The following is a 19,760-nucleotide window of genomic DNA, read 5'->3' on the forward strand; positions in this document are numbered from 1 at the left end:
TTCCGTGTCGGACCGCAGTTCCCGAGTGGCCAGATGCCCTGGTACATGATGGTGGTGTGGTATGCCAACCAGCACGCGGTATTAATGGCGCTGATGGCGTTGCTGCTGTCGGCAGTGGTCGGCGGCTGTACTTATCTGATGCTGAAACGCCATGCCTGGCGGCGTCTGCACGGACATAAAAACAATAACGATTCCTCTGGCGATCAGAAGTGATGCAACCATGAAAAGAACCCCTTTAAACGCCAGAGTTCGTCAGGCACTGCTGCTGAGCAGTGCGCTGGCTGCCGCTTTGCCATCCGCACTGGCGGCGGCAGAAAATAATCCGGCTTTGCAGGCCCTGTTTGATCAGGCGACATACTGGCATCAAAAAGCCCATGACGATCTGGCGAAAGATGCGCTGCAAAAAGTACTGATGGTGGATGCCAGTAATACCCAGGCACTGTATCTGATGGCGCTTTATTCCCAGCAGGGCGGCGACAATGCGGCTGCGGCACAGTGGCGTCAACGCCTGAGTCAGGTGTCACCGCAGGACCCGCGTCTGAGCGAACTGGATAATGTCCGCCAGCTGCAGTCTATTCCGCAGGCTCAGCTTTCACTGGCACGTCAGCAGGCGCAAAGCGGTAACGTTAACGCCGCTTTGCAGACCTGGCGTAATACGTTTTCCGGTAATGAACCGCCGGCCAGTATTGCCGCAGAATACTATCTGACCATGGCGGGCGACCGCAGTTTGCGCCCGCAGGCCATCGACAGTCTGCGCCAGTTCGCCGATCAGCATCCACAGGATGCCGGTGCCCAGCTGGCGTTGGGGAAAGCACTGACCTGGCAGGAATCGACGCGGCGTGAAGGGTTGCAGATGTTGCAGGGCATCGCCGACGGAAACCCGGATGCCGACCGCGCTATGCGTCAGGCGTTACTGTGGTTAGCGCCGCAGCCGGACGATGCCGCGCTGTATCAGACCTGGCAGCAGCGCCATCCGCAAGATAGCGCAGTGATGGCGTATTACCGCAAAAATGTCGGTGGTGCCGAGAAAGGCCAGGGCTTTACCGCGCTGAACAGCGGGGATGTCGCCGGGGCGCAAACGGCCTTCGAACAGGTACTGAAAGCTAACCCGCAGGATGCCGATGCACTGGCGGGATTAGGTTATGCCGCACAGCGCAGCGGCGATTATCAGGCTGCCGCAGATTATCTTGATCGCTCGGCAAAACTGGGCGGCAATGACAGCCAGCAGCGCCAGCAACAGGCCAGTGACGCGCGTTTTTATGCGCAGTTAGCGTCGGCGCAGCAGGCGCTGAAATCCGGTGATACCGCGCAGGCGCTGGCGCTCAGTGAGCCGCTGGCACAGGCCGACGGAGAAAAAGGCATTGCCGGCAAACTGTTCCGCGCTGACGTGTTACGCCGGACGAACCAGCTGGATCAGGCGGAACAAACTTATCGCGCGGTATTGCAGAGTGAAGCGGAAAACCGCAACGCCAAAGAGGGACTGTTTTACGTGCTGCGCCAGCAAAATCGCAGCGCGGAAGCCAACACCCTGTTGTCATCACTGCCAGCCAGCGTGCGTCAGAGCGTGATGCCACGTACCGGCAGCAGCAGCGATCCGCTGCGTCAGCAGGCGAAGCAGGCGCTGGCGGCAGGCAATGCCACGCAAGCCGTTGCGGTGTTGCAACAGGGCATTCAACGCTTTCCGAATGATGGCTGGTTGCGACTCGATCTGGCGCGCATCTATCGTGCGCAGGGCGACAGTGCCGCCGCCGCCAGCGTGATGCAGCCCGTTTTTCGTAACGGCGCCAGCAGTAATGAACTGTACGCCGGGGCGCTGAATGCCAGCGAAAGTGGGGCATGGCAGCAAGCCAGTACCTTGTTATCGCGCATTCCGGCACGCAGCCAGAACGCGGCGATGCGCGAGCTGGCACAGCGGGCCAACTTTAATCTGCAAATGACTACCGCCGGGCAGTATCTGGCGCAGGGTTCCAGTGCGGCGGCAGCCAATACGCTGAAAGCGCTGGCTGCTAACCCGCCGTCAAACCCGGCGGATGCCGGTAAGCTGGCACAAAGCCTGGCGCAGGCCGGTGATATCACCACCGCAGTGGCGGTGGTGCGTAGCAATATGCAGCGTGGCGTACAGGGTAACGCCGGTGATTATGCCGCGCAGGTGGCGGTGCTGAACCAGGCGGGTCTGACCGCCGAAGCCCGCAACTTCCTCAGCAGCCCGGCGTTGCAGTCGCGGAGTACGCCAGCCCAGCTGGCGAGCATCCGTAATGGCGATATCATCAATGAAGTCGACCGGCTGCGTGAGCAGAAGCAATACGCGGCGGCTTACGACAAGCTGATTGGTGCGCTGCAAACCGATCCGCAAAACCGCGATCTGATGTTTGCCATGGCGCGCCTGTATCAGTCGGGCAAGATGAACAAAGAAGCCGGTGTGGTTTACGACTATCTGTTAACCCGTGATACCCCGACGCAGGATGCGCGCGTGGGTTCGGTTAACGTGGCGCTGGCGCTGAATGATGTGCCAAAAGCCCGCGCGTTAACCGATGGCCTGCGCGGTGAACAGACGCCGGAACGCCTGTTACTGATGGCACGCGTTGCCGAAGCGGAAGGCGATCATCATCAGGCGCTGAGCTATCTGCGCACCGCGCGCGGCAAAATGATCGGCTTACAAGGGGCGGAAACCGGCAGCGTGCCGGTGGTCGGCGGTCTGGCACTGAGTGATAATCCGTTTATCAACCGCAGCACGCCAGATACGCGGCGTTCCGCCTCGGCTTATGGTGCCGCGATGCCGTGGCAGCAGACGCCGGGCGCGAGCAGCTATCGCGATATCGACGGGCAGATGGCGGCCAGCGAGCCTTCGCCACAAAGCCGCACGCTGCATCAAATCGACAGCATGATGGACGATCTGCAACAGCGCACCGGAACCTGGGCGCAGGGCGGCGTGCAGATTCGTGGTCGCGATGGTGAATCGGGGCTGAGTAAGCTGACCGAAGCCAAAGCGCCGCTGAGCTGGTCGAGTGTGCCGTTTGGTGATTCACGCTTTGAATTTACCGTTACGCCGGTGTCGCTTAATGCCGGCAGCGCGGACGGTCAGTCAAGTCGCCGTTTCGGCACGGGTGCGCTGTCGCAGGCAGTTTCCGCCGCGGTACAGACGCTGAAAAATGAGAAAATTAAAAAGAGCGACGGCAGCGCCTTCGCCTTTGACGATCTTAATCCCTTGACCACTAAAGGCCTGTCGACGCTGCAAAGTGTGCAGAATAAGCTGGCCAATGCCACCGACAAAGCCAATCTGGACGAAGTGACGGTCGACTCACCGGGATCGCAGACCGCCTCTGGCGTTGAGCTGAAGCTGGCGTTAACCGGCGATCATTACCAGATCGACCTTGGCAGTACGCCGCTGGGGCAGGATCTGACCACGCTGGTGGGCGGCATTCAGTGGTCACCAAAGATCACTGATTACCTGACGCTGATCCTGACTGGCGAACGCCGGGCGATCACTGACAGTCTGCTCGCTTATGTCGGCGCAACCGATAAGCTTTCCGGCGAAAGCTGGGGGCGCGTCACTAAAAATGGCGGTAACGCGTTATTGAGTTACGACGACGGTGACGCGGGCTTTTACGCCGGAGCCGGCGCTTACAGCTATCTCGGCGAGAATGTTGCCAGTAATAAAAGTCTGGTGGCGAACGCCGGTGCTTATCTTCGACCGTATCATTATGACGACCGCGAGCTGAAGACCGGTATCAGCATCAGCTGGATGGATTTCTCGAAAAACCTCAGCTATTTCAGCTACGGGCAAGGCGGCTATTTCAGCCCGCAGGATTATGTCAGCGTCTCGTTCCCGGTGGAATTTACCCAGAAGTATGACGATTTGAAGGTGCGTTTTGGTGGTGCAGCCGGTTATCAATCCTACTCACAGGATCGCAGCGCTTACTTCCCGAACAATCCTGACTGGCAGAATCAGTTAGAAACCGCCGTCACTAACGGTTACGCCAAAGAAGCGTATTACTCCGGTGGCAGCAAAAGCGGTATCGGCTACAACCTGCATGCCGGTGCCGATTATAAGGTGAATAAAGATGTCACCGTCGGCGGCCAGCTGGGTTACGACACCTTTGGTGACTACAGCGAAAGCACCGCGCAACTCTATTTCCGCTATATGCTGGGAGACAAATAAGCATGAGTGAACTGAACCACACTTTTCAGCCATCACGTCTACACTCTCATCAGCCGGGCTGGTTCGATCTGCTGAGCGTCATTATTTCAGGCATGCTGGAAAATGCCGGCGAGCAGGAAAGTCAGCTGTTTTTACAGCAGATGGGTGGTCAGCTGGCGCAGCGTTATCCGCTGAACAGTGCTCAGACGGTGCGCGATCTCGAAGTGCAGATGAATCTGGCGTTAGCCCGCTTTAACTGGGGATTCGTCGATATCGAACCGCGGGAAAATGCCTTGCTGCTGACGCATATGGCGTTGCCAGAAGGTGATAACCAACTGGCAACAGCCAGCTGGCGTGCGGCGATGGGCGCAGTGCTGACCGGTTTATATGCCGGTTGGCTACAGGCGCAGGGGGGAAGCGAGCGGGTTCCTCTGGTCTGTGATTCGGTATCTGACGATGCCGCTTTATTGTTCCGTTATCAAAACAGTTAGCGAGGTTTTACGGTGAAGTTAGTCTGGCGTCATTGGCTGATGATGATTTTATTGGGGATGTTTAGCGTGCAGGCGGCGGCAAATGACGGCTGGAGCAGCTATAAAAGTCGCTTTATGGCTGCCGACGGGCGCATTAAGGACACCGCAAATAACAACGTGAGTCATACCGAAGGCCAGGGCTTTGCCATGCTGCTGGCGGTGGATAATAACGATCGCCAGAGCTTTGATCGCCTGTGGCAGTGGACCCGCTCGCATCTGAGTAATGCTCAGAACGGGTTGTTCTACTGGCGCTACAATCCGGATGCCAGCGATCCGATTGTGGATAAAAACAATGCGTCAGATGGCGACGTGCTGATCGCCTGGGCGTTATTGCGTGCCGGTGAGAAGTGGAATGTGGCGGACTATTTAAAACAGTCGGACAAAATTCAGCGGTCGATTGTCTCGCGTAATGTCACCACTTTTGGCGGATATTCGGTGATGCTACCGGGCGCGCAGGGCTTTAATAAAACCAGCTATGTGGTACTGAATCCCTCCTACTTCCTGTTTCCTGCCTGGCGCGACTTTGCCCGCCGCAGCCATCTGAAAGTATGGAATCAGTTAATTGAGGATGGGTTTACGCTGCTGGGCAAAATGAATAACTTTGGTCGTTCAGCACTGCCGCTTGACTGGGTGGCGCTCAATGCCGATGGCAGCCTGGCACCGGCGATTGCCTGGCCGCCGCGTTTCAGCTACGACGCGATTCGTATTCCGCTGTATATCTGGTGGTATGACCCACAGAGCCTGCGACTGGTGCCTTTCCAGCATTACTGGGCAGGCTATTCACGTTTGCAGACGCCAGCATGGATCAATGTCAGCAATAATGAGGCCGCACCTTACAATATGGACGGGGGGTTGCTGGCGGTACGCGATTTGACCATGGGGGATACCGCGCAACTCTCCAGCAGTCTGGACGCGCAAGAAAACTACTATTCTGCCAGCTTGCGGCTGCTGGTCTGGAGTGCGTGGCAGAGCCGCCAGGCTAACTGACGTTTACCCGCAGGGGCGGCGTTCTCGCCGCCCGTGGCGGTGATTGGCACCCTGCATATCATCAGGACGGGAGCCGAAAACGGCTCCGCTACGGAAACATTGTCGCTGGCGGCGTGGATGCCGTATCTTATTCCCTTGTTTACTCTGTCACTTTTCGCAGGTCATTATGATTGTCCGCCCGCATCAGCACTGGTTTCGCCGCCTGTTTGTCTGGCATGGCTCGGTATTGTCCAAAATCCTTTTTCGTCTGAGCCTGAATCTGCTGATGTCCGCTTTTGCGGTGATTTGCTATCAGTGGTACGAAGCACTTGGCGTTCGTCTCACCACCGCCCCTTTTAGTTTACTCGGCGTGGCTATCGCCATCTTTCTTGGTTTTCGCAATAACGCCAGCTATGCCCGCTTTACCGAAGCACGTTTGCTTTGGGGGACGCTGTTGATAACCCAGCGATCGTTGCTGCGCCAGATTAAAAGCGTGTTTTTGCATCAACCTGAGCAGGCGAAAATCTTTGCCGATCTGCTGACGGCGTTTAGCTGGAGCCTGAAACATCAGCTACGCCAGACCGATGGCAACGCCGATTTGCGGCGGCTGGTGCCGGCGGCGTTGGCTGAAGAGGTACAGCGCAGCCCCGATCCGACCAATCGTCTGCTGCTGTGCATGGGCGTGTGGTTAGGGGAGCAGCGGCAGCGCGGTGCTGTTTCTGATGTGATTTATGAAGGGATGGACCGCAATCTTGATCAGCTGGCTCGTGTGCTGGGCGGCTGTGAACGCATTGCCAATACGCCGATTCCTTTCGCCTACAGCCTGATTCTGCATCGCACGGTGTATCTGTTCTGTAGCCTGCTGCCGTTCGCGCTGGTGGAGGATTTACACTATATGACGCCGCTGGTTTCGGTATTTATCTCTTATACCTTTCTTTCGCTGGAGTCGCTGGCCGAAGAGCTGGAGCATCCGTTCGGCATGGCCGCCAACGACCTGCCGCTGGATGCTATTTGTAACACCATTGAGCGCAATATGCGGGAAATGAATGACCAATTCCCGCTGCCGGAAAAAATGCTGCCGGACCGCCATTACACACTAACCTGACCGGGCTGGTGGCTTATACCCTATTGCGGATAAGCCACCCAATCCCCACCATTCAGGCGAATCCACGGCTTGCCCTGATACATCATCACCACGGCGTTATCATTCTCCGACACCACCGGCGTCTGCGGCAGATTTTCGGTTAACACCGACATATTGACGTTGGCGGCATTAAACACCTGACCATCCACCACCCGCGAAATCAGATCGGAGATGGCCAGCAGGCTGACAGGCGCTTCAACGCTAAGCGGCTGATTCTGATGCGGTGCTTTCATACCGGCGAACTTAATCCCCACCGGCACATGAGTAATGCCCGGGCTGGGAATATCACGCAGGCCAGACATCTGCATTTTATCCCCTTCGACGGCAGCACCGTGTTCCGGCACCACCACCACCATCACCCGACGCCCGGATTTATCCAGGTTGGTCAGGAAGTTATCCAGCTGATCGAACAACACTTTTGCCCGTGGCTGGTAGGCGGCGACCTTGGTGCTGCCGAGTTCACGCGTGCCGTCGTGCAGCGGAATCAGGTTATAGAAGGTGGCGCTACGCGCGTCGCTGCTCTTTTGACGATCGTCCAGCCAGCGCTGCATTAGCTGGGCATCATTAAATACCGACGAGCCATCAAATGACGTCAGTTCCGGGTCAATGTCCGCCTGTGACATCAGCGGAGCCTGCATATTACCGACTTTACGCAGCTCGTCGAGATAGCCCCCAAACTCACCGGTATGGTCCATCATTAACTGCTGTTTAAAGCCCAGCTTCGCGAGGTTATCAAACAGATAGCACTGGTTATCGACCGGCTGATAAAGATCGTGATGCGAGGTTTGTCCGCAGCTGGCCCGCAGCAGACGAATCCCGGCCGGGCCACTGTAAGCGGTAGCCGAATTATAGTTATTAAACAGAATATCAAAATGCTTCCACAGTGGGTGGTCGCGCAGATTGACGGCGTCAACATCCGACCAGGCGAGGGAGCAGATATTAATTACCAGCACATCAAAGGGGGCAGAATCCGCCGGTAGCGTATCCGGGAAGTGGGTAACGCGCTGTTTTTCCTGCTCATAAAAACGATTGAGATACGCCGTCAGGTTGGCGCTGGTCGGCGGTGCTGACTGATCGAGCGTGTTCGGCTGAGCGGCATCCTTACTGGCTGGCGGTTGATTGTTTAACACCACTTCGGGCGTTGCCGACTTGCCGGGCAACAGGGAAACCGCGGGTCCGGCGATATTTACCAGGTTAATCCACAGCAGTAGCAGGGTCACGATCACCGTGACGCGAATCCACTGCGCAATAAACAGGTAAATCACCAGCATCACAAAGGCAGCGCCGATCATTTGCCAGTTAATAAAGCGATTCACCAGATCCAGCAGATAAGCCGCGCTAAAACCGGCCATCTGGCTTCCCTGGCTGAGCATACTGGTGAGGCCAGGCAGCCAGGTATCGTGCCAGAACAGGGCAAAACCCATCGGCAGCGATATCCAGTGGCGGACACGGTGCCAGCGCAGCGAAGGGATCGGAAACAGCAGCCAGGCAAGAAACACCAGGTTACTTAACGCATGGAAATTGAGATAGCCAAACCACAGCAGGGCAAATTTAAGCAAAAAGTAGAAATTCCAGCCGCCCAGACCGCGCCAGTAGCTCCACAGTTGACCGGAAGAAGTGGATGAAGGTTTTGGCTCGCTCATGACTTATCGTCGTCCTTATTTAAGGATTTTTTTCGCCACGTTGTCTCGTATTTCAGAGCGCGTGGCGGCATAACACGATGGACAATGCTGTGCCATTTTGCCGGCAGCCAGCGAGTATAAAATGGCTTTAAAATCAGCAAAATCAACAGCAGCAGAATCAGGATCTGCACGGCATCCATTATGTTCATCGGCGGCTCACCTCGCGGGTGACATTACCCAGTGTGATGGGCTCCGGCACGCGACGTGAAACAGGCATTTTATGATTTTTTTCAATAACCTCTCCGGCTTCACTCTCAGGCGTTACGTCGTGCCAGTCGGTGGGAATCAGCCCTTTAATTTGCCTCACTTCCGACAGAATTTGCAGATCCTGATACCAAATCATGCGGTTGGTGAAAATTTCATCGTGAGGCAGGCGGAAAATGTACTTTAAGGCGATATCGAGATCGTTAAAGCGACAGGAGGAGAGAAACAGGTACAACCGGTCGTCAATTAAGGTCACCAGATCGCCATAACGCCGCATCTTACACAGCGTTAATGCTTGCTGAGGTTGTAATTCCGGCACCGGCCGCAGCGCTACCAGTAGCCCCTTGCCATTTTCCGGCAGCTGGGTGTTATTCATCAGCAGCGTCACGGCATGACAGAAACGCTCCAGCGGCAGATAACCTTTCTCATGCAGTGGCTGCATGGAAGCCTGTAACTGTTTAAGGTCAGCCGGAACATGGCGATTGTAGCTTTGCCCCTGAATCGCTTCCAGCGTGGTAAGAAAATTCGACAGATTGGTACCAAAAGCCACAATGTTGTTTACACCGCAGGCCAGCAACAGGCGTTCATCGCTGTAACGCAAACTGGTTTGCATTTCACGCACCACAATCTTCAGTGCGCTGCCGCGTGTGCGGCGCAGGCTGTGAATGTTTTCGGCCAGGCTATTTATTTGCTGATTGTTACTGAGATTAAATATAACCGTGGCTGAGCTGGCCTGCTGTGCGCGTGAATAGACCGCTTCATTATTGTCAAAAACAAGCCACTGAAGTGATAATGGTGGCGCACCTTCTAAAACCTGCTTTTCCGCAATAAAAATTGTCTCATCATTTAAGGTTAACGGCGTGTTCTGAGCGTCATCGGCTAATAATGAAAAAAACTCATTATTATTGTCGAGGCGAACTTTCCGATCGGCTAGCAGCCGATCGCCATTAAACCACCAGTTAATTCGGTAATCCCAGCTGTCCTGTTGCCATTCCAGATGTGAAGTCCCATCCAGATAGCGGAAAAAACTTTGTAACTGGCTACGCAGGGTATTAACGCCTGTTCCCGAGGTGATAATTAATAGTGCAGATTGTTTCGTGGCTAGCAGTGAGGTAATTTTCTTAAGCCATGATGAGATTTCGGCGGAGGTTAAGGTCTGCCATGACGCATAGGCGGTATAAAGCAGTATCAGCCCTGGCTGTGGCGACAACGCACGTGACAAATCCTCATCGAGATTCATTAATGCCTTACGCGTTGCAGGCAGGGAGTACATAGGAACTCTGATCGTGATACCGTCGGGTGGCGGGGTGAACAACTCCTGCGGTTTTTCGGCACTGCTAATCAGGGTCAACGCTTGCTGAGAGGCAATAACCTGCCTTGCCAGACGACGTGCATCTGGCTGGCGATCGGCGGTTATCCAGTAGCAACCCGGTGACTGCATCTGGAGCAACTCACCCTGTAGCTGGTCAATGCCAAGCGTAAATGATAGCGTCATGTGAAGTTTCGCAAAGTTGGTAAACCACGACTAATGTATTATAGAAAGATATCTCTGGCACTAATTGTAATTTAAAAATGTCGCCTGCAACTTTAATAAGCAGTAATATTTTTTATGAGCCATGGGGCTCTGCCGTATATTTACCGCAAGAAAAAAGGCGGGTTTTCATGGCGATTGATGATAAAAGTGATAAAGACATTTCTATTGTAGCGAATGCCAGCGGGCAGCATGATGATATCACCGCGTTGGGTGAGGCATTCTCTTTCACTGCTTTTCACTATATTGATATTGCAAGAGACGAACGTCTCGAAAATATTCTCACCCGCTGGCCTTTGTTGCAGGAGCTGGTTGCGGTTCAGCAGGAGAACCCTAATTAATGCCGATTATCGCACTACAGGGACTTCGCGGCGGCACTGGAACCAGTTCTGTCACCGCGGCTTTGGCCTGGGCTGTTAATCAGCTCGGTGAAACCGTGCTGGCAATGGATTTTTCCAGCAGTAATCAACTGGCGATGCATTTTAATGTGCCGGTCGGGCAGGTGCGCGGCTGGATGCGCGTGGCGCTGGATAACGGCGACTGGCAGCAGAGTGCTTTACGTTATCAGGCCGGGCTGGATGTGGTGCCGTTTGGCCTGCTCGATAATCAGCAGCGTGAGGCGCTCGAAACCGGCAGCCAAGAGTATCTGACGCCGTGGCTCCAGCATCTGACGCAACTGAAAGCGGATTATCACTGGCTGCTGCTGGATGTTCCGGCGCAGCAGAGCCGCTGGTCGCGCGACATTCTGGCCCATGCCGATCATATCATTCGCGTGGTCACCGCCGATGCCAACTGCCAGATTCGCCTACATCAAAGCCATTTCAGCAGTAATACTTTTTTTTTACTCAATCAGTTTAACGCCATCAGCCAGTCGCAACAGGATTTGCAGCAGTTATGGCTCAGTACGCTGACCCCTCTGATTCCGGTTAATATTCATCGTGACGAAGCGGTGGCGGAAGCGTTGCTGTTCAAACAGCCGGTCGGTGAATATCGGCCGGAGAGCCTGGCGGCGGAAGAGTTCACCACGCTGGCTAACTGGTTACTGATTAATTTCGGCGGAGCACGGCGATGAACCCGCTACGCTGGCTACTGATTCCGCCTGCCCGCCAGGCGCTGAGCCAGCGCTATCAGGCCTGGCGGCGCAACGGTGCCAGCCGATTGGCCGCCGCTATTCAGTGTCTGTGGATTATTCTTGGCTGGTCGCTGCTGCGGCTGGAAACGCCGGGCTGGCAAACTATTACTGAACGGCGTCGCTCACTGTACCCACAAATCTCCCCGGAACGGCCGCGTCCGGCTGATGCCCTGCGTTACCTGGTGCAAACGCTGTGGTTAATCCTGTTTCTGCCATCCATTCGCAGTGAACGTCAGCGCTTCAATGCGTTTCATACGCTGTCTCGCTGGCGTCAGCGCGTTATTCTGTGGCTGGATAATTTGCCCCGGCACGCAGAGAGAAAAAATCTGCGACAGCGCTCAGAAGGGCGGCTGGAGCAACTGAGTCCGGCAGTGCGCAAGCTGCTGTACGGGGTTTGCGCTATTGTCGGCACGGTGCTGGCAATCCTGTGTATTTCCCAGCCTTTCGATCTGTTTACCCAGTTTATCTTTGTCATGCTGCTGTGGGCGGTGGCGATGGTGGTGCGCCGGGTGCCGGGGCGCTTATCCACCACCATGCTGATTGTGCTGTCGCTGACGGTTTCCTGTCGCTATTTATGGTGGCGCTATACGTCAACGCTTAACTGGGACGATCCGCTCAGCCTGACCTTTGGACTGATGCTGATTGCTGCTGAGACTTTCTCCTGGGTGGTGCTGGTACTCGGCTATTTCCAGACGCTGTGGCCACTTAACCGCCAGCCAGTATCCATGCCTGAAGATATCAGCCGCTGGCCGACGGTGGATCTGCTGGTGCCAACCTACAATGAACCGCTTAGCGTGGTGAAGCCGACAATTTATGCCGCGCTGGGGCTGGACTGGCCATGCGAAAAAGTCTGCATTTATCTGCTCGATGATGGCAATCGTGCTGAGTTTCGCGAATTTGCTGACAGCGTCGGGATTCAGTATATCGCCCGCCCAAGCCACGAACATGCTAAAGCAGGCAATATCAATCATGCGCTGCGCGTGGCCTGCCGCAGTGAATATGTGGCGATTTTTGACTGTGACCATGTGCCAACCCGCTCTTTCCTGCAAATGACCATGGGCTGGTTTATAAAAGAGCCGGAGCTGGCGATGTTGCAGACGCCGCATCAATTTTTCTCACCCGATCCGTTTGAGCGCAACCTTGGCCGTTTTCGCCGTACGCCCAATGAAGGCACGCTATTTTATGGTCTGGTGCAGGATGGCAACGACGTATGGGATGCGACCTTCTTCTGCGGTTCCTGTGCGGTAATTCGCCGCAAAGCGCTGGATGAGGTGGGCGGTATCGCGGTGGAAACCGTCACCGAAGATGCGCATACCTCATTGCGCATGCACCGTAAAGGCTATACCTCAGCTTATATCCGAATTCCGCAGGCGGCCGGGCTGGCGACCGAGAGTTTATCGGCCCATATCGGCCAACGTATTCGCTGGGCGCGCGGTATGGCGCAGATTTTCCGGCTGGATAACCCGTTACTCGGCAAGGGGTTAAAGCTGGTACAACGGCTCTGTTATGCCAATGCCATGCTGCATTTCCTGTCCGGTATTCCACGGCTGATTTTCCTGCTGGCACCGCTGGCTTTTCTGCTGTTCCACGCTTACATCATTTTTGCGCCCGCGCTGGCCATCGCCATCTATGTCCTGCCGCATATGATACATACCAGCCTGACTAACTCGCGTATCCAGGGGCGTTATCGCCACTCTTTCTGGAGCGATATCTATGAAACCGTGCTCGCCTGGTATATCGCCAGACCCACTACGGTGGCGCTGTTTAATCCGCATAAAGGCAAGTTTAACGTCACCGCCAAAGGCGGGCTGGTAGAAAATCAGCATCTCGACTGGGTCATTACCCGGCCCTATATGTTCCTGGTACTGCTGAATCTTGCCGGGGTCGCCGCCGCCATCTGGCGTATTAGTTACGGTCCGCAGACGGAAGTATTAACGGTGCTGGTCAGCCTGATCTGGGTGTTCTACAACATGATTATTCTTGGCGGTGCGGTGGCGGTTTCCGTTGAGGCGCGCCAGATCCGTGAATCTCACCGGGTAGAAATTGCCATGCCCGCGGCGATAATGCGCGCCGACGGACATATGTTGCCATGCACTCTGCGTGATTACTCCGATGCCAGCGTCGGTATTGAACTGCGTGAAGAGGGACTGTTGCAGGATAACGAGCAAATTTTTCTGCTGCTTAAACGCGGCCAGCAGGAGTTCAGCTTCCCTTGCTATGTGCAGCGAGTGTTTGGCAGGCGAATTGGCATCAGCCTGAAAGCGTTGACCACGAAACAGAATATCGAATTTATTCAGTGCACCTTTGCCCGTGCTGACACCTGGGCGTTGTGGCAGGACGGTTTTCCGGAAGATAAGCCGATGCAAAGTCTGGCCGACATTATGTTGCTGGGCTTTAAAGGCTATATCCGTCTGGCGGAATATGGGCCAGCAGGCGTGCGTCGACTGTTCAGGCTATTAACCACCTTTATTCTCTGGATCGCCTCGTTTTTCCCCAAAAGCCCGGCGAAACTCACTACATGATGATGACACTATGACGAGAAAAATAAGCTGGTTTACCGCACTGATGATGGCAACAATGCCGGTGTCCCATGCGGCTCCTGAAGGCATCGTCCCGCTGCAACCTCAGGAAGAGGCGCAGCCCGCTGCTGTGCCGCGAGATAATCCGGTAGCCACCGCTGATTTCGCGCCGATGCCGGTCGATCCGTCTGCTCCGCTGCGTGATGCGGCATTGCCATTCAGCAAGGTCGCGCCACCGCCCGGCAGTTTTAACCTGCGCGGTATACGCCCCCAGGGCCAGATTGAATTTGGCGTGCGCAGTGACGAAGTGGTGACAAAAGCACTGCTGAATCTGCACTTTCGCCCCTCTCCGGCGCTGCTACCCACCCTGTCGCATCTGAAAATTTATCTTAACGAAGAGTTAGTCGGGCTGATTACGGTCACCGCCGAGCAGCTGGGGAAAGATAATCAGGCGCAGATTAATATCGATCCGCGTTTTATTGGCGATTTTAACCAGATACGCATTGAGCTGGTCGGACATTACACTAACGTCTGTGAAAATCCGGCCTATTCCTCAATCTGGCTGGATATCGGTAAAGAGAGCACGCTGGATCTGACCATGCAGAAATTGCTGGTGAAAAATGATTTGTCGCATTTCCCGGAGCCATTCTTTGACGCCCGCGACAACCGTCCGCTGACGCTGCCGATGGTATTTAGCGCTCAGCCGGATGTGGCTCAGCAGCACGCTGCGGCGATGCTGGCCTCATGGTTTGGCGTGAAAGCGGAGTGGCGCGGTCAGTCTTATCCGGTGCTGTATAACCAGCTGCCGCAGCAACAGCATGCGGTGGTATTTGCCACCAATGATAAGCGTCCGGACTTCCTGAAAGATTATCCTGCGGTACAGAAACCGACGGTTGAAATCGCCAGTCAGCCGGATAATCCTTATCAGAAAATGTTGCTGATTCTGGGGCGCGATGACCAGGATTTGATCACCGCGGTACAGGGGATTGCTCAGGGGGATGTGCTGCTGCGCGGCCAGACCTCAACAGTTGATAGCGTTAAATCACTGGAGCCAAGAAAGCCTTACGATGCGCCACGCTGGGTGCGCACTGACCGTCTGACCGCCTTTAGCGAGTTGCAGGCGTACGAAAATCAGCTGCAATCCAGTGGCATGCAGCCTGCGCCGATTGCGCTGAATATGAATCTGCCGCCGGATCTGTTCCTGGTGCGGGCGCGCGGCATCAATATGGATATCCACTATCGCTATACTTCGCCGCTGCAAGATAACGATGGTTCGCGTCTGGCTATCCACCTGAACAATCAGTTTATGCAGGATTACCCGTTATTGGCGAAAAAGGATAAGGGCAACCAGCTGCTGCATATTCCGCTGATTCAGGGTTTGCAGGACAGCACAACACAACTGACGATTCCGGCGCTGCGCCTTGGGGTCGTCAACCAGATGCGCTTTGATTTTGACTATGCCACCACCTTTATCGGCGGCACCAGTGATGGTCGCTGCGAAACGGTCGCGCCGGTCAGTAATCATGTGGTGATCGACGGCACCTCGACGGTGGATTTCTCCGGCTATCGCCACTATATCGAAATGCCGTCACTGCGCGCCTTTGCCAATGCCGGTTTCCCTTTCAGCCGCAATGCCGATCTGGCGCAAACTCTGGTACTGGTGAATCAGAAGCCTTCAGCGGAGCAGACTACTACCCTGTTGAATGCGCTGGGCATAGTCGGTGCGCAGACCGGTTACCCGGCATTGAAAATCCAGCTGACCGATGACTGGAGCAAGGCGCAACAGAGTGACCGCGACCTGCTGATGATCGGCACGATCCCGGAGAATCTGCGCGATGATACCCGGATCAATTTACTGGTCGATGCGGCGAAAAGTTGGGTAAAAAAACCTGTTCGTCAGACCACACTGAATAACGACAATGTGTCCGACAGCGATCGGCAAGCGGAGAGCATCACAGCGATCGATTCCGCCGGGCCGATTGCCGCTATTGTGGGTTTCCAGTCACCGTTTGATGAGCAGCGTAGTGTGATTGCTTTACTGGCCGACAGTCCACGTGCCTGGCAATTACTTAACGATGCGCTGCTGGATAGCGGAAAACGTGCGGCGATTTACGGTTCGGTGGCGATTGTGCGCGAATCCGGCGTTAACAGCCTGCGGGTTGGCGATAACTATTATGTCGGTTATCTGCCGTGGTGGGAGCGGGTATGGAATGCGCTGGCCACCCATCCGGTATGGCTGGCCGTGTTTGCCGTTATCGTGGTGATTCTGTTTGCGCTGCTTATCTGGCGTGTGATGAGCCTGGTCAGCCGCCGTCGCCTTCGCGAAGAGGATAACAAGTAGTGGCCAGGAAAGTTTTGCCATGGCTGGGGCTGTTATTGCCCGGCATGGCGTGCTTTGGTCCGGTCGCGCTGGCAGCAGATCCGCCAGCGCCACGAGAGGTTGCGCCAGTGGCATGGCTGCTACAGCAAATACGCATTGGTGAGGCGACGAATAAACCCTTGCTGGTGACACAGTCGCTGTATCGTTTGCAGAAAATCGATCCGGATAATCCTGAAGTGCTGGCGGCGCAGCTGCGGCTGGCGTTGCGCCAGGGCGATCAGGCGAAAGCTCAGCGCCTGATGACGCAACTGAATCAAACCGCGCCGGATTCTGCGGCGACCCGGCAGTCCGCCGCCAGCATGCTGCTACTCACCCCCGAAGGACGTCAGCAGCTGCAACAAGCCCGTCTGCTGGCGACCTCCGGCCATCCGGAAGAGGCGAAAGTCGCCTTTGATAAATTGTTTAATGGCATCTTTCCGGGCGTGGATATTGCGCTGGAGTACTGGCGACTGGTGGCGCGCATTGACGGTCAGGAGCAGCTGGCGCTGGTGCAATTGCAGGCGCTGGATCAGCAGTATCCCGGTAATACGGGGGTGCGGCTCCTGATTGCCCAGATGCAGTTGCGGGACGATAACACCGCTGAGGCTTTTAAGGAGCTGAAAAAGGTGGCGGATAACCCGGCTGGCCGTGAGCAGGCCGGTGCCTTATGGCTGGCGAGAATCCAGTCGCAGCCGGTTTCCGAACAAACTGTCGCCGAACTGAAACGGTATATCGATACCTTTACCTCTGGCGATGCTCAGCGCAATGGTGAGCAGGAGCTGGCGCGACAGCAAAAACTGCTGGCAGACCCGGCATTTCGCCAGCGTGAGCGTGGGCTGGCGCTGGTTGACGGCGGCGCTGGCGCGGCAGCGATCCCCGCGTTACAGGCTGCGCTCAGGGCGACGCCTGATGATGCTGAACTGCTTGGCGCAATGGGGCAGGCGCAGTCACGTGCTAATCGTCGGGCGACCGCTATCGGCTATTTTGAACGGGCGATCCGGGCGGGTCAGCAAAGTACCAGTATTGGCAAATGGCGCAGTTTGCTGACATCGAACCGCTACTGGCTGGCGATCGATAACGGCGACAAGGCGCTGGCGAAAGGCGATATTGCCGCCGCAGAGCGCCAGTATCAGCATGCGCGCGCGCTGGATAACAGCGACAGCTATGCGCTGATTGGTCTCGGCGATGTGGCGCTGGCGAAGAAAAATAACGCCAGTGCCGAACAGCAGTTTCTGCGCGCCCTCCGGCTTGAGCCGGGTAACAGTACCGCGGCTCGTCGTCTGGCGGCACTGTATCAGCAGCAATCGCCGCAAAAAGCGATCGATTTTATCAACCGGCTTACGCCCGCCCAGCAGCGTGCGCTGGGCAGTACGCTGAATGACCTGCGCAGCGATGCAGTGCGCGCGGAAGCCGACGCGCTGGCCGCGCAGGGCAACTGGGCGCAGGCGGTGGAAAAATATCGCCGGGCGCAGCGCGATGCGCCGGATGATGTCTGGCTGAACTACCGGCTGGCTGGCGCACTGCGTGAGGCAGGGCAAGCGGAGCAGGCGGATTCGGTGATGTCGGCGATGGCCAGCAAGCGCCCGAGCGATCCGGCGCAGGTTTATGCATACGGCCTGTACCTCTCTTCCAGCGATCGGCGCGATCGGGCCATCGCACAACTAAACACTCTGCCCAGGGCGCAATGGGACGAAGATATCGTCGATCTGTCTACGCGGCTGGAGCAGGATAAACTCTTTGAACAAGCCAACGCGTTACGTGACGGCGGCAATGAAGCGGCGGCAATTGCGCTGTTGCAGCAGCAGCCATTCTCGACGCGGCGTGATAATACGTTGGCGGACTGGGCGCTGGCGCGCGGCGATAGCGCAGCGGCGTTGCAAGGTTATCAGCAGGTTCTCAAACGACTACCGCAAGACAGTGATGCCGCGCTGGGGCGTATTGATGCGCTGGTGGCGCTGAAGCGTACTGACGATGCGCGTAGCGCACTGCAACAGCTGCCGGCAGAGGCGGTCGGCGAGAGCATTAACACGCAGCGTCGGGTTGCCAGTGCCTGGCAAAGCGTCGGCGACAGCCAGCGTGCTGCCACACTGTATCGCGGGCTGAAAACGCGCGCAGCCAAAGAGATGCCTTCACAAAGCAGTGCGCTGGTGTTCCGCGATGCGGCGCGGCTGGAAACGCAGCAGCGCCAGCCGCAAGCGGCGCTGGATGATTATCGCCAGGCGATGGTTGCCAGCGACATCACTCAACAACTCCCGCAGGATAATGTCGAATTCACCCGCCTGATGCGCAACGACCAGCGTGATGACTGGCTGAAACGGGGGATACGCAGCGATGCTGCCGACCTTTATCGCCAGCAGGACACGACGCTGACGCTGGAGCAGGATTATTCGCGGAATAAAGGGACCGGCGGGATTTCTGACTTTACCGCTCATACCACGATGTTTGAGGCGGAAATGCCACTCGCTGATGGCAAAGGCTTTCTGCGACTGGATCATGTCGCCGTTTCGGCAGGCAGTTTCTCCACCACTAACGGTTCTCACACTGAGGTGTTTGGCAGCTGTGCGGACAATAATACCAACGGCTGTAGCCGCGACCTGACACAGCGTGCCGAGGGCACGGCTCCGGCGATTGGCTGGCGTAATGACCGCTGGGCTGCCGATATCGGCACTACGCCAGTTGGTTTTGAAGTGGTGAACTGGGTTGGTGGTGTCAGCTGGGAGACGGATGTCAGGAATATCGGTTTGTCATTCACCGCCTCACGGCGTCCCATCTCCAGTTCGCTGCTGGCTTATGCCGGTGCCCGCGACCCGAGTAGCGAGGGCGGGCGCAGCTGGGGCGGAGTCGTTGCGACCGGTGGCGGCGTCGGCATGAGCTATGACCAGGGGGGCGCGCATGGTGTATGGGCGGATCTCAGCGCACATCAAATCACCGGAAAAAATGTGGCGGACAACTCGCGCGAACGGTTGATGGCGGGTTACTACTATAAGCTGATCAATGAAAATAACCGCCGTGCCACTATTGGTCTGAACAGCATGTTGTGGCACTACCAGAAGGATCTGAGCGACTACTCATTTGGTCAGGGCGGTTACTACAGCCCGCAACGTTATTTCTCACTGGCGGTGCCAGTGAACTGGCGTCAGCGCAGCGAAAACTGGTCGTATGAATTGGGCGGCTCAGTATCGTGGTCACACTCAAAAACCAAAGCTCAGGCGCGTTACCCGGTTAACCCGGGTTTTCAGACCACGGCGAATCCGGTCTCATCCGACAGTTCCGGTACGGGAACTGGCTACACGTTGCACGCGCTGGTTGAGCGGCGTTTAAGCGCGCACTGGACGCTGGGTGTTGGCGTCGATATTCAGCAGGCGAAGGATTACACCCCCAGCCACGGACTGCTGTATGTGCGCTATTCGCTGGCGGGCTGGGAAGGGGATCTGGATATTCCGCCACAACCGCTGACGCCGTATGCCGATTTCAAATAGTCTGTGGCGATAAAACGCTGTTAATTTTGCTGCTGAGCGGCGGTTTTTCCTCGGAAAACACTTAAACACGGCTATC

Annotated in this window: 13 protein-coding genes; 10 read left to right on the forward strand and 3 right to left on the reverse strand. The window is 56.1% G+C overall.

Annotation, left to right across the window (positions count from 1 at the left end; all coding sequences use genetic code 11):
• From NG42_RS23340 to NG42_RS04565, 5 genes are all read left to right on the forward strand, one after another.
• Positions 1 to 213, forward strand: a 213-nt coding sequence (locus NG42_RS23340; RefSeq protein ID WP_241488305.1) for a hypothetical protein, incomplete at its 5' end; no start/stop codon positions are given.
• A 7-nt stretch (positions 214 to 220) separates the two neighbouring features.
• Complete coding sequence (locus NG42_RS04550) at positions 221 to 4,159, forward strand: cellulose biosynthesis protein BcsC (RefSeq protein WP_052898085.1); 3,939 nt, start codon at positions 221 to 223, stop codon at positions 4,157 to 4,159.
• 2 nt (positions 4,160 to 4,161) lie between these two features.
• Positions 4,162 to 4,629, forward strand: a complete 468-nt coding sequence (gene bcsD / locus NG42_RS04555; protein WP_053115685.1) for a cellulose biosynthesis protein BcsD — start codon at positions 4,162 to 4,164, stop codon at positions 4,627 to 4,629.
• Positions 4,630 to 4,641: 12 nt separating this feature from the next.
• Positions 4,642 to 5,655 (forward strand): family 8 glycosyl hydrolase, encoded by a 1,014-nt coding sequence (locus tag NG42_RS04560; RefSeq protein ID WP_072133183.1) that lies wholly within the window; start codon positions 4,642 to 4,644, stop codon positions 5,653 to 5,655.
• 166 nt (positions 5,656 to 5,821) lie between these two features.
• Positions 5,822 to 6,739: a bestrophin family protein gene (locus NG42_RS04565; protein ID WP_052898087.1), complete on the forward strand. Its 918-nt coding sequence runs from the start codon at positions 5,822 to 5,824 to the stop codon at positions 6,737 to 6,739.
• Positions 6,740 to 6,759: 20 nt separating this feature from the next.
• On the opposite strand, the gene bcsG is transcribed toward NG42_RS04565, so the two are convergent.
• Genes bcsG through bcsE form a run of 3 tightly spaced genes read right to left on the reverse strand, consistent with a single transcriptional unit; the run spans position 6,760 to position 10,159 of the window.
• Complete coding sequence (gene bcsG / locus NG42_RS04570) at positions 6,760 to 8,421, reverse strand: cellulose biosynthesis protein BcsG (protein ID WP_052898088.1); 1,662 nt, start codon at positions 8,419 to 8,421, stop codon at positions 6,760 to 6,762.
• Positions 8,418 to 8,609: a cellulose biosynthesis protein BcsF gene (gene bcsF, locus NG42_RS04575; protein ID WP_052898089.1), complete on the reverse strand. Its 192-nt coding sequence runs from the start codon at positions 8,607 to 8,609 to the stop codon at positions 8,418 to 8,420. The genes bcsG and bcsF overlap by 4 nt, the downstream gene beginning before the upstream one ends.
• Complete coding sequence (gene bcsE / locus NG42_RS04580) at positions 8,606 to 10,159, reverse strand: cellulose biosynthesis protein BcsE (protein WP_052898090.1); 1,554 nt, start codon at positions 10,157 to 10,159, stop codon at positions 8,606 to 8,608. Before bcsE ends, bcsF begins: the two co-directional genes overlap by 4 nt.
• 167 nt (positions 10,160 to 10,326) lie before the next feature.
• Here bcsE and bcsR point away from each other — a divergent pair, with 167 nt between their 5' ends.
• Genes bcsR through bcsC form a run of 5 tightly spaced genes read left to right on the forward strand, consistent with a single transcriptional unit; the run spans position 10,327 to position 19,684 of the window.
• Positions 10,327 to 10,536 (forward strand): cellulose biosynthesis protein BcsR, encoded by a 210-nt coding sequence (gene bcsR, locus NG42_RS04585; RefSeq protein ID WP_053115684.1) that lies wholly within the window; start codon positions 10,327 to 10,329, stop codon positions 10,534 to 10,536.
• Positions 10,536 to 11,267, forward strand: a complete 732-nt coding sequence (bcsQ, locus tag NG42_RS04590; RefSeq protein ID WP_052898091.1) for a cellulose biosynthesis protein BcsQ — start codon at positions 10,536 to 10,538, stop codon at positions 11,265 to 11,267. The genes bcsR and bcsQ overlap by 1 nt, the downstream gene beginning before the upstream one ends.
• Positions 11,264 to 13,849, forward strand: coding sequence for a UDP-forming cellulose synthase catalytic subunit (bcsA, locus tag NG42_RS04595; protein ID WP_052898092.1), 2,586 nt, complete (start codon positions 11,264 to 11,266; stop codon positions 13,847 to 13,849). Before bcsQ ends, bcsA begins: the two co-directional genes overlap by 4 nt.
• A gap of 10 nt (positions 13,850 to 13,859) precedes the next feature.
• On the forward strand, positions 13,860 to 16,187 hold the full coding sequence (bcsB, locus tag NG42_RS04600) for a cellulose biosynthesis cyclic di-GMP-binding regulatory protein BcsB (protein WP_052898093.1): 2,328 nt from the start codon (positions 13,860 to 13,862) through the stop codon (positions 16,185 to 16,187).
• A gap of 44 nt (positions 16,188 to 16,231) precedes the next feature.
• Positions 16,232 to 19,684, forward strand: coding sequence for a cellulose synthase complex outer membrane protein BcsC (bcsC, locus tag NG42_RS04605; protein ID WP_053116354.1), 3,453 nt, complete (start codon positions 16,232 to 16,234; stop codon positions 19,682 to 19,684).
• Positions 19,685 to 19,760 lie beyond the last annotated feature (76 nt).

The sequence above is a fragment of the Winslowiella iniecta genome, from assembly GCF_001267535.1.
Lineage (GTDB): Bacteria > Pseudomonadota > Gammaproteobacteria > Enterobacterales > Enterobacteriaceae > Erwinia > Erwinia iniecta.

What these genes read in the sequence shown, in the direction of transcription:
- bcsR (WP_053115684.1), top strand. Translation starts at nt 10,327, where the DNA reads ATGGCGATTGATGATAAAAGTGATAAAGACATTTCTATTGTAGCGAAT.
- bcsE (WP_052898090.1), bottom strand. Translation starts at nt 10,159, where the DNA reads ATGACGCTATCATTTACGCTTGGCATTGACCAGCTACAGGGTGAGTTG.
- bcsF (WP_052898089.1), bottom strand. Translation starts at nt 8,609, where the DNA reads ATGAACATAATGGATGCCGTGCAGATCCTGATTCTGCTGCTGTTGATT.
- bcsQ (WP_052898091.1), top strand. Translation starts at nt 10,536, where the DNA reads ATGCCGATTATCGCACTACAGGGACTTCGCGGCGGCACTGGAACCAGT.
- bcsA (WP_052898092.1), top strand. Translation starts at nt 11,264, where the DNA reads ATGAACCCGCTACGCTGGCTACTGATTCCGCCTGCCCGCCAGGCGCTG.
- bcsB (WP_052898093.1), top strand. Translation starts at nt 13,860, where the DNA reads ATGACGAGAAAAATAAGCTGGTTTACCGCACTGATGATGGCAACAATG.
- bcsD (WP_053115685.1), top strand. Translation starts at nt 4,162, where the DNA reads ATGAGTGAACTGAACCACACTTTTCAGCCATCACGTCTACACTCTCAT.
- bcsC (WP_053116354.1), top strand. Translation starts at nt 16,232, where the DNA reads ATGGCGTGCTTTGGTCCGGTCGCGCTGGCAGCAGATCCGCCAGCGCCA.
- bcsG (WP_052898088.1), bottom strand. Translation starts at nt 8,421, where the DNA reads ATGAGCGAGCCAAAACCTTCATCCACTTCTTCCGGTCAACTGTGGAGC.
- NG42_RS04565 (WP_052898087.1), top strand. Translation starts at nt 5,822, where the DNA reads ATGATTGTCCGCCCGCATCAGCACTGGTTTCGCCGCCTGTTTGTCTGG.
- NG42_RS04550 (WP_052898085.1), top strand. Translation starts at nt 221, where the DNA reads ATGAAAAGAACCCCTTTAAACGCCAGAGTTCGTCAGGCACTGCTGCTG.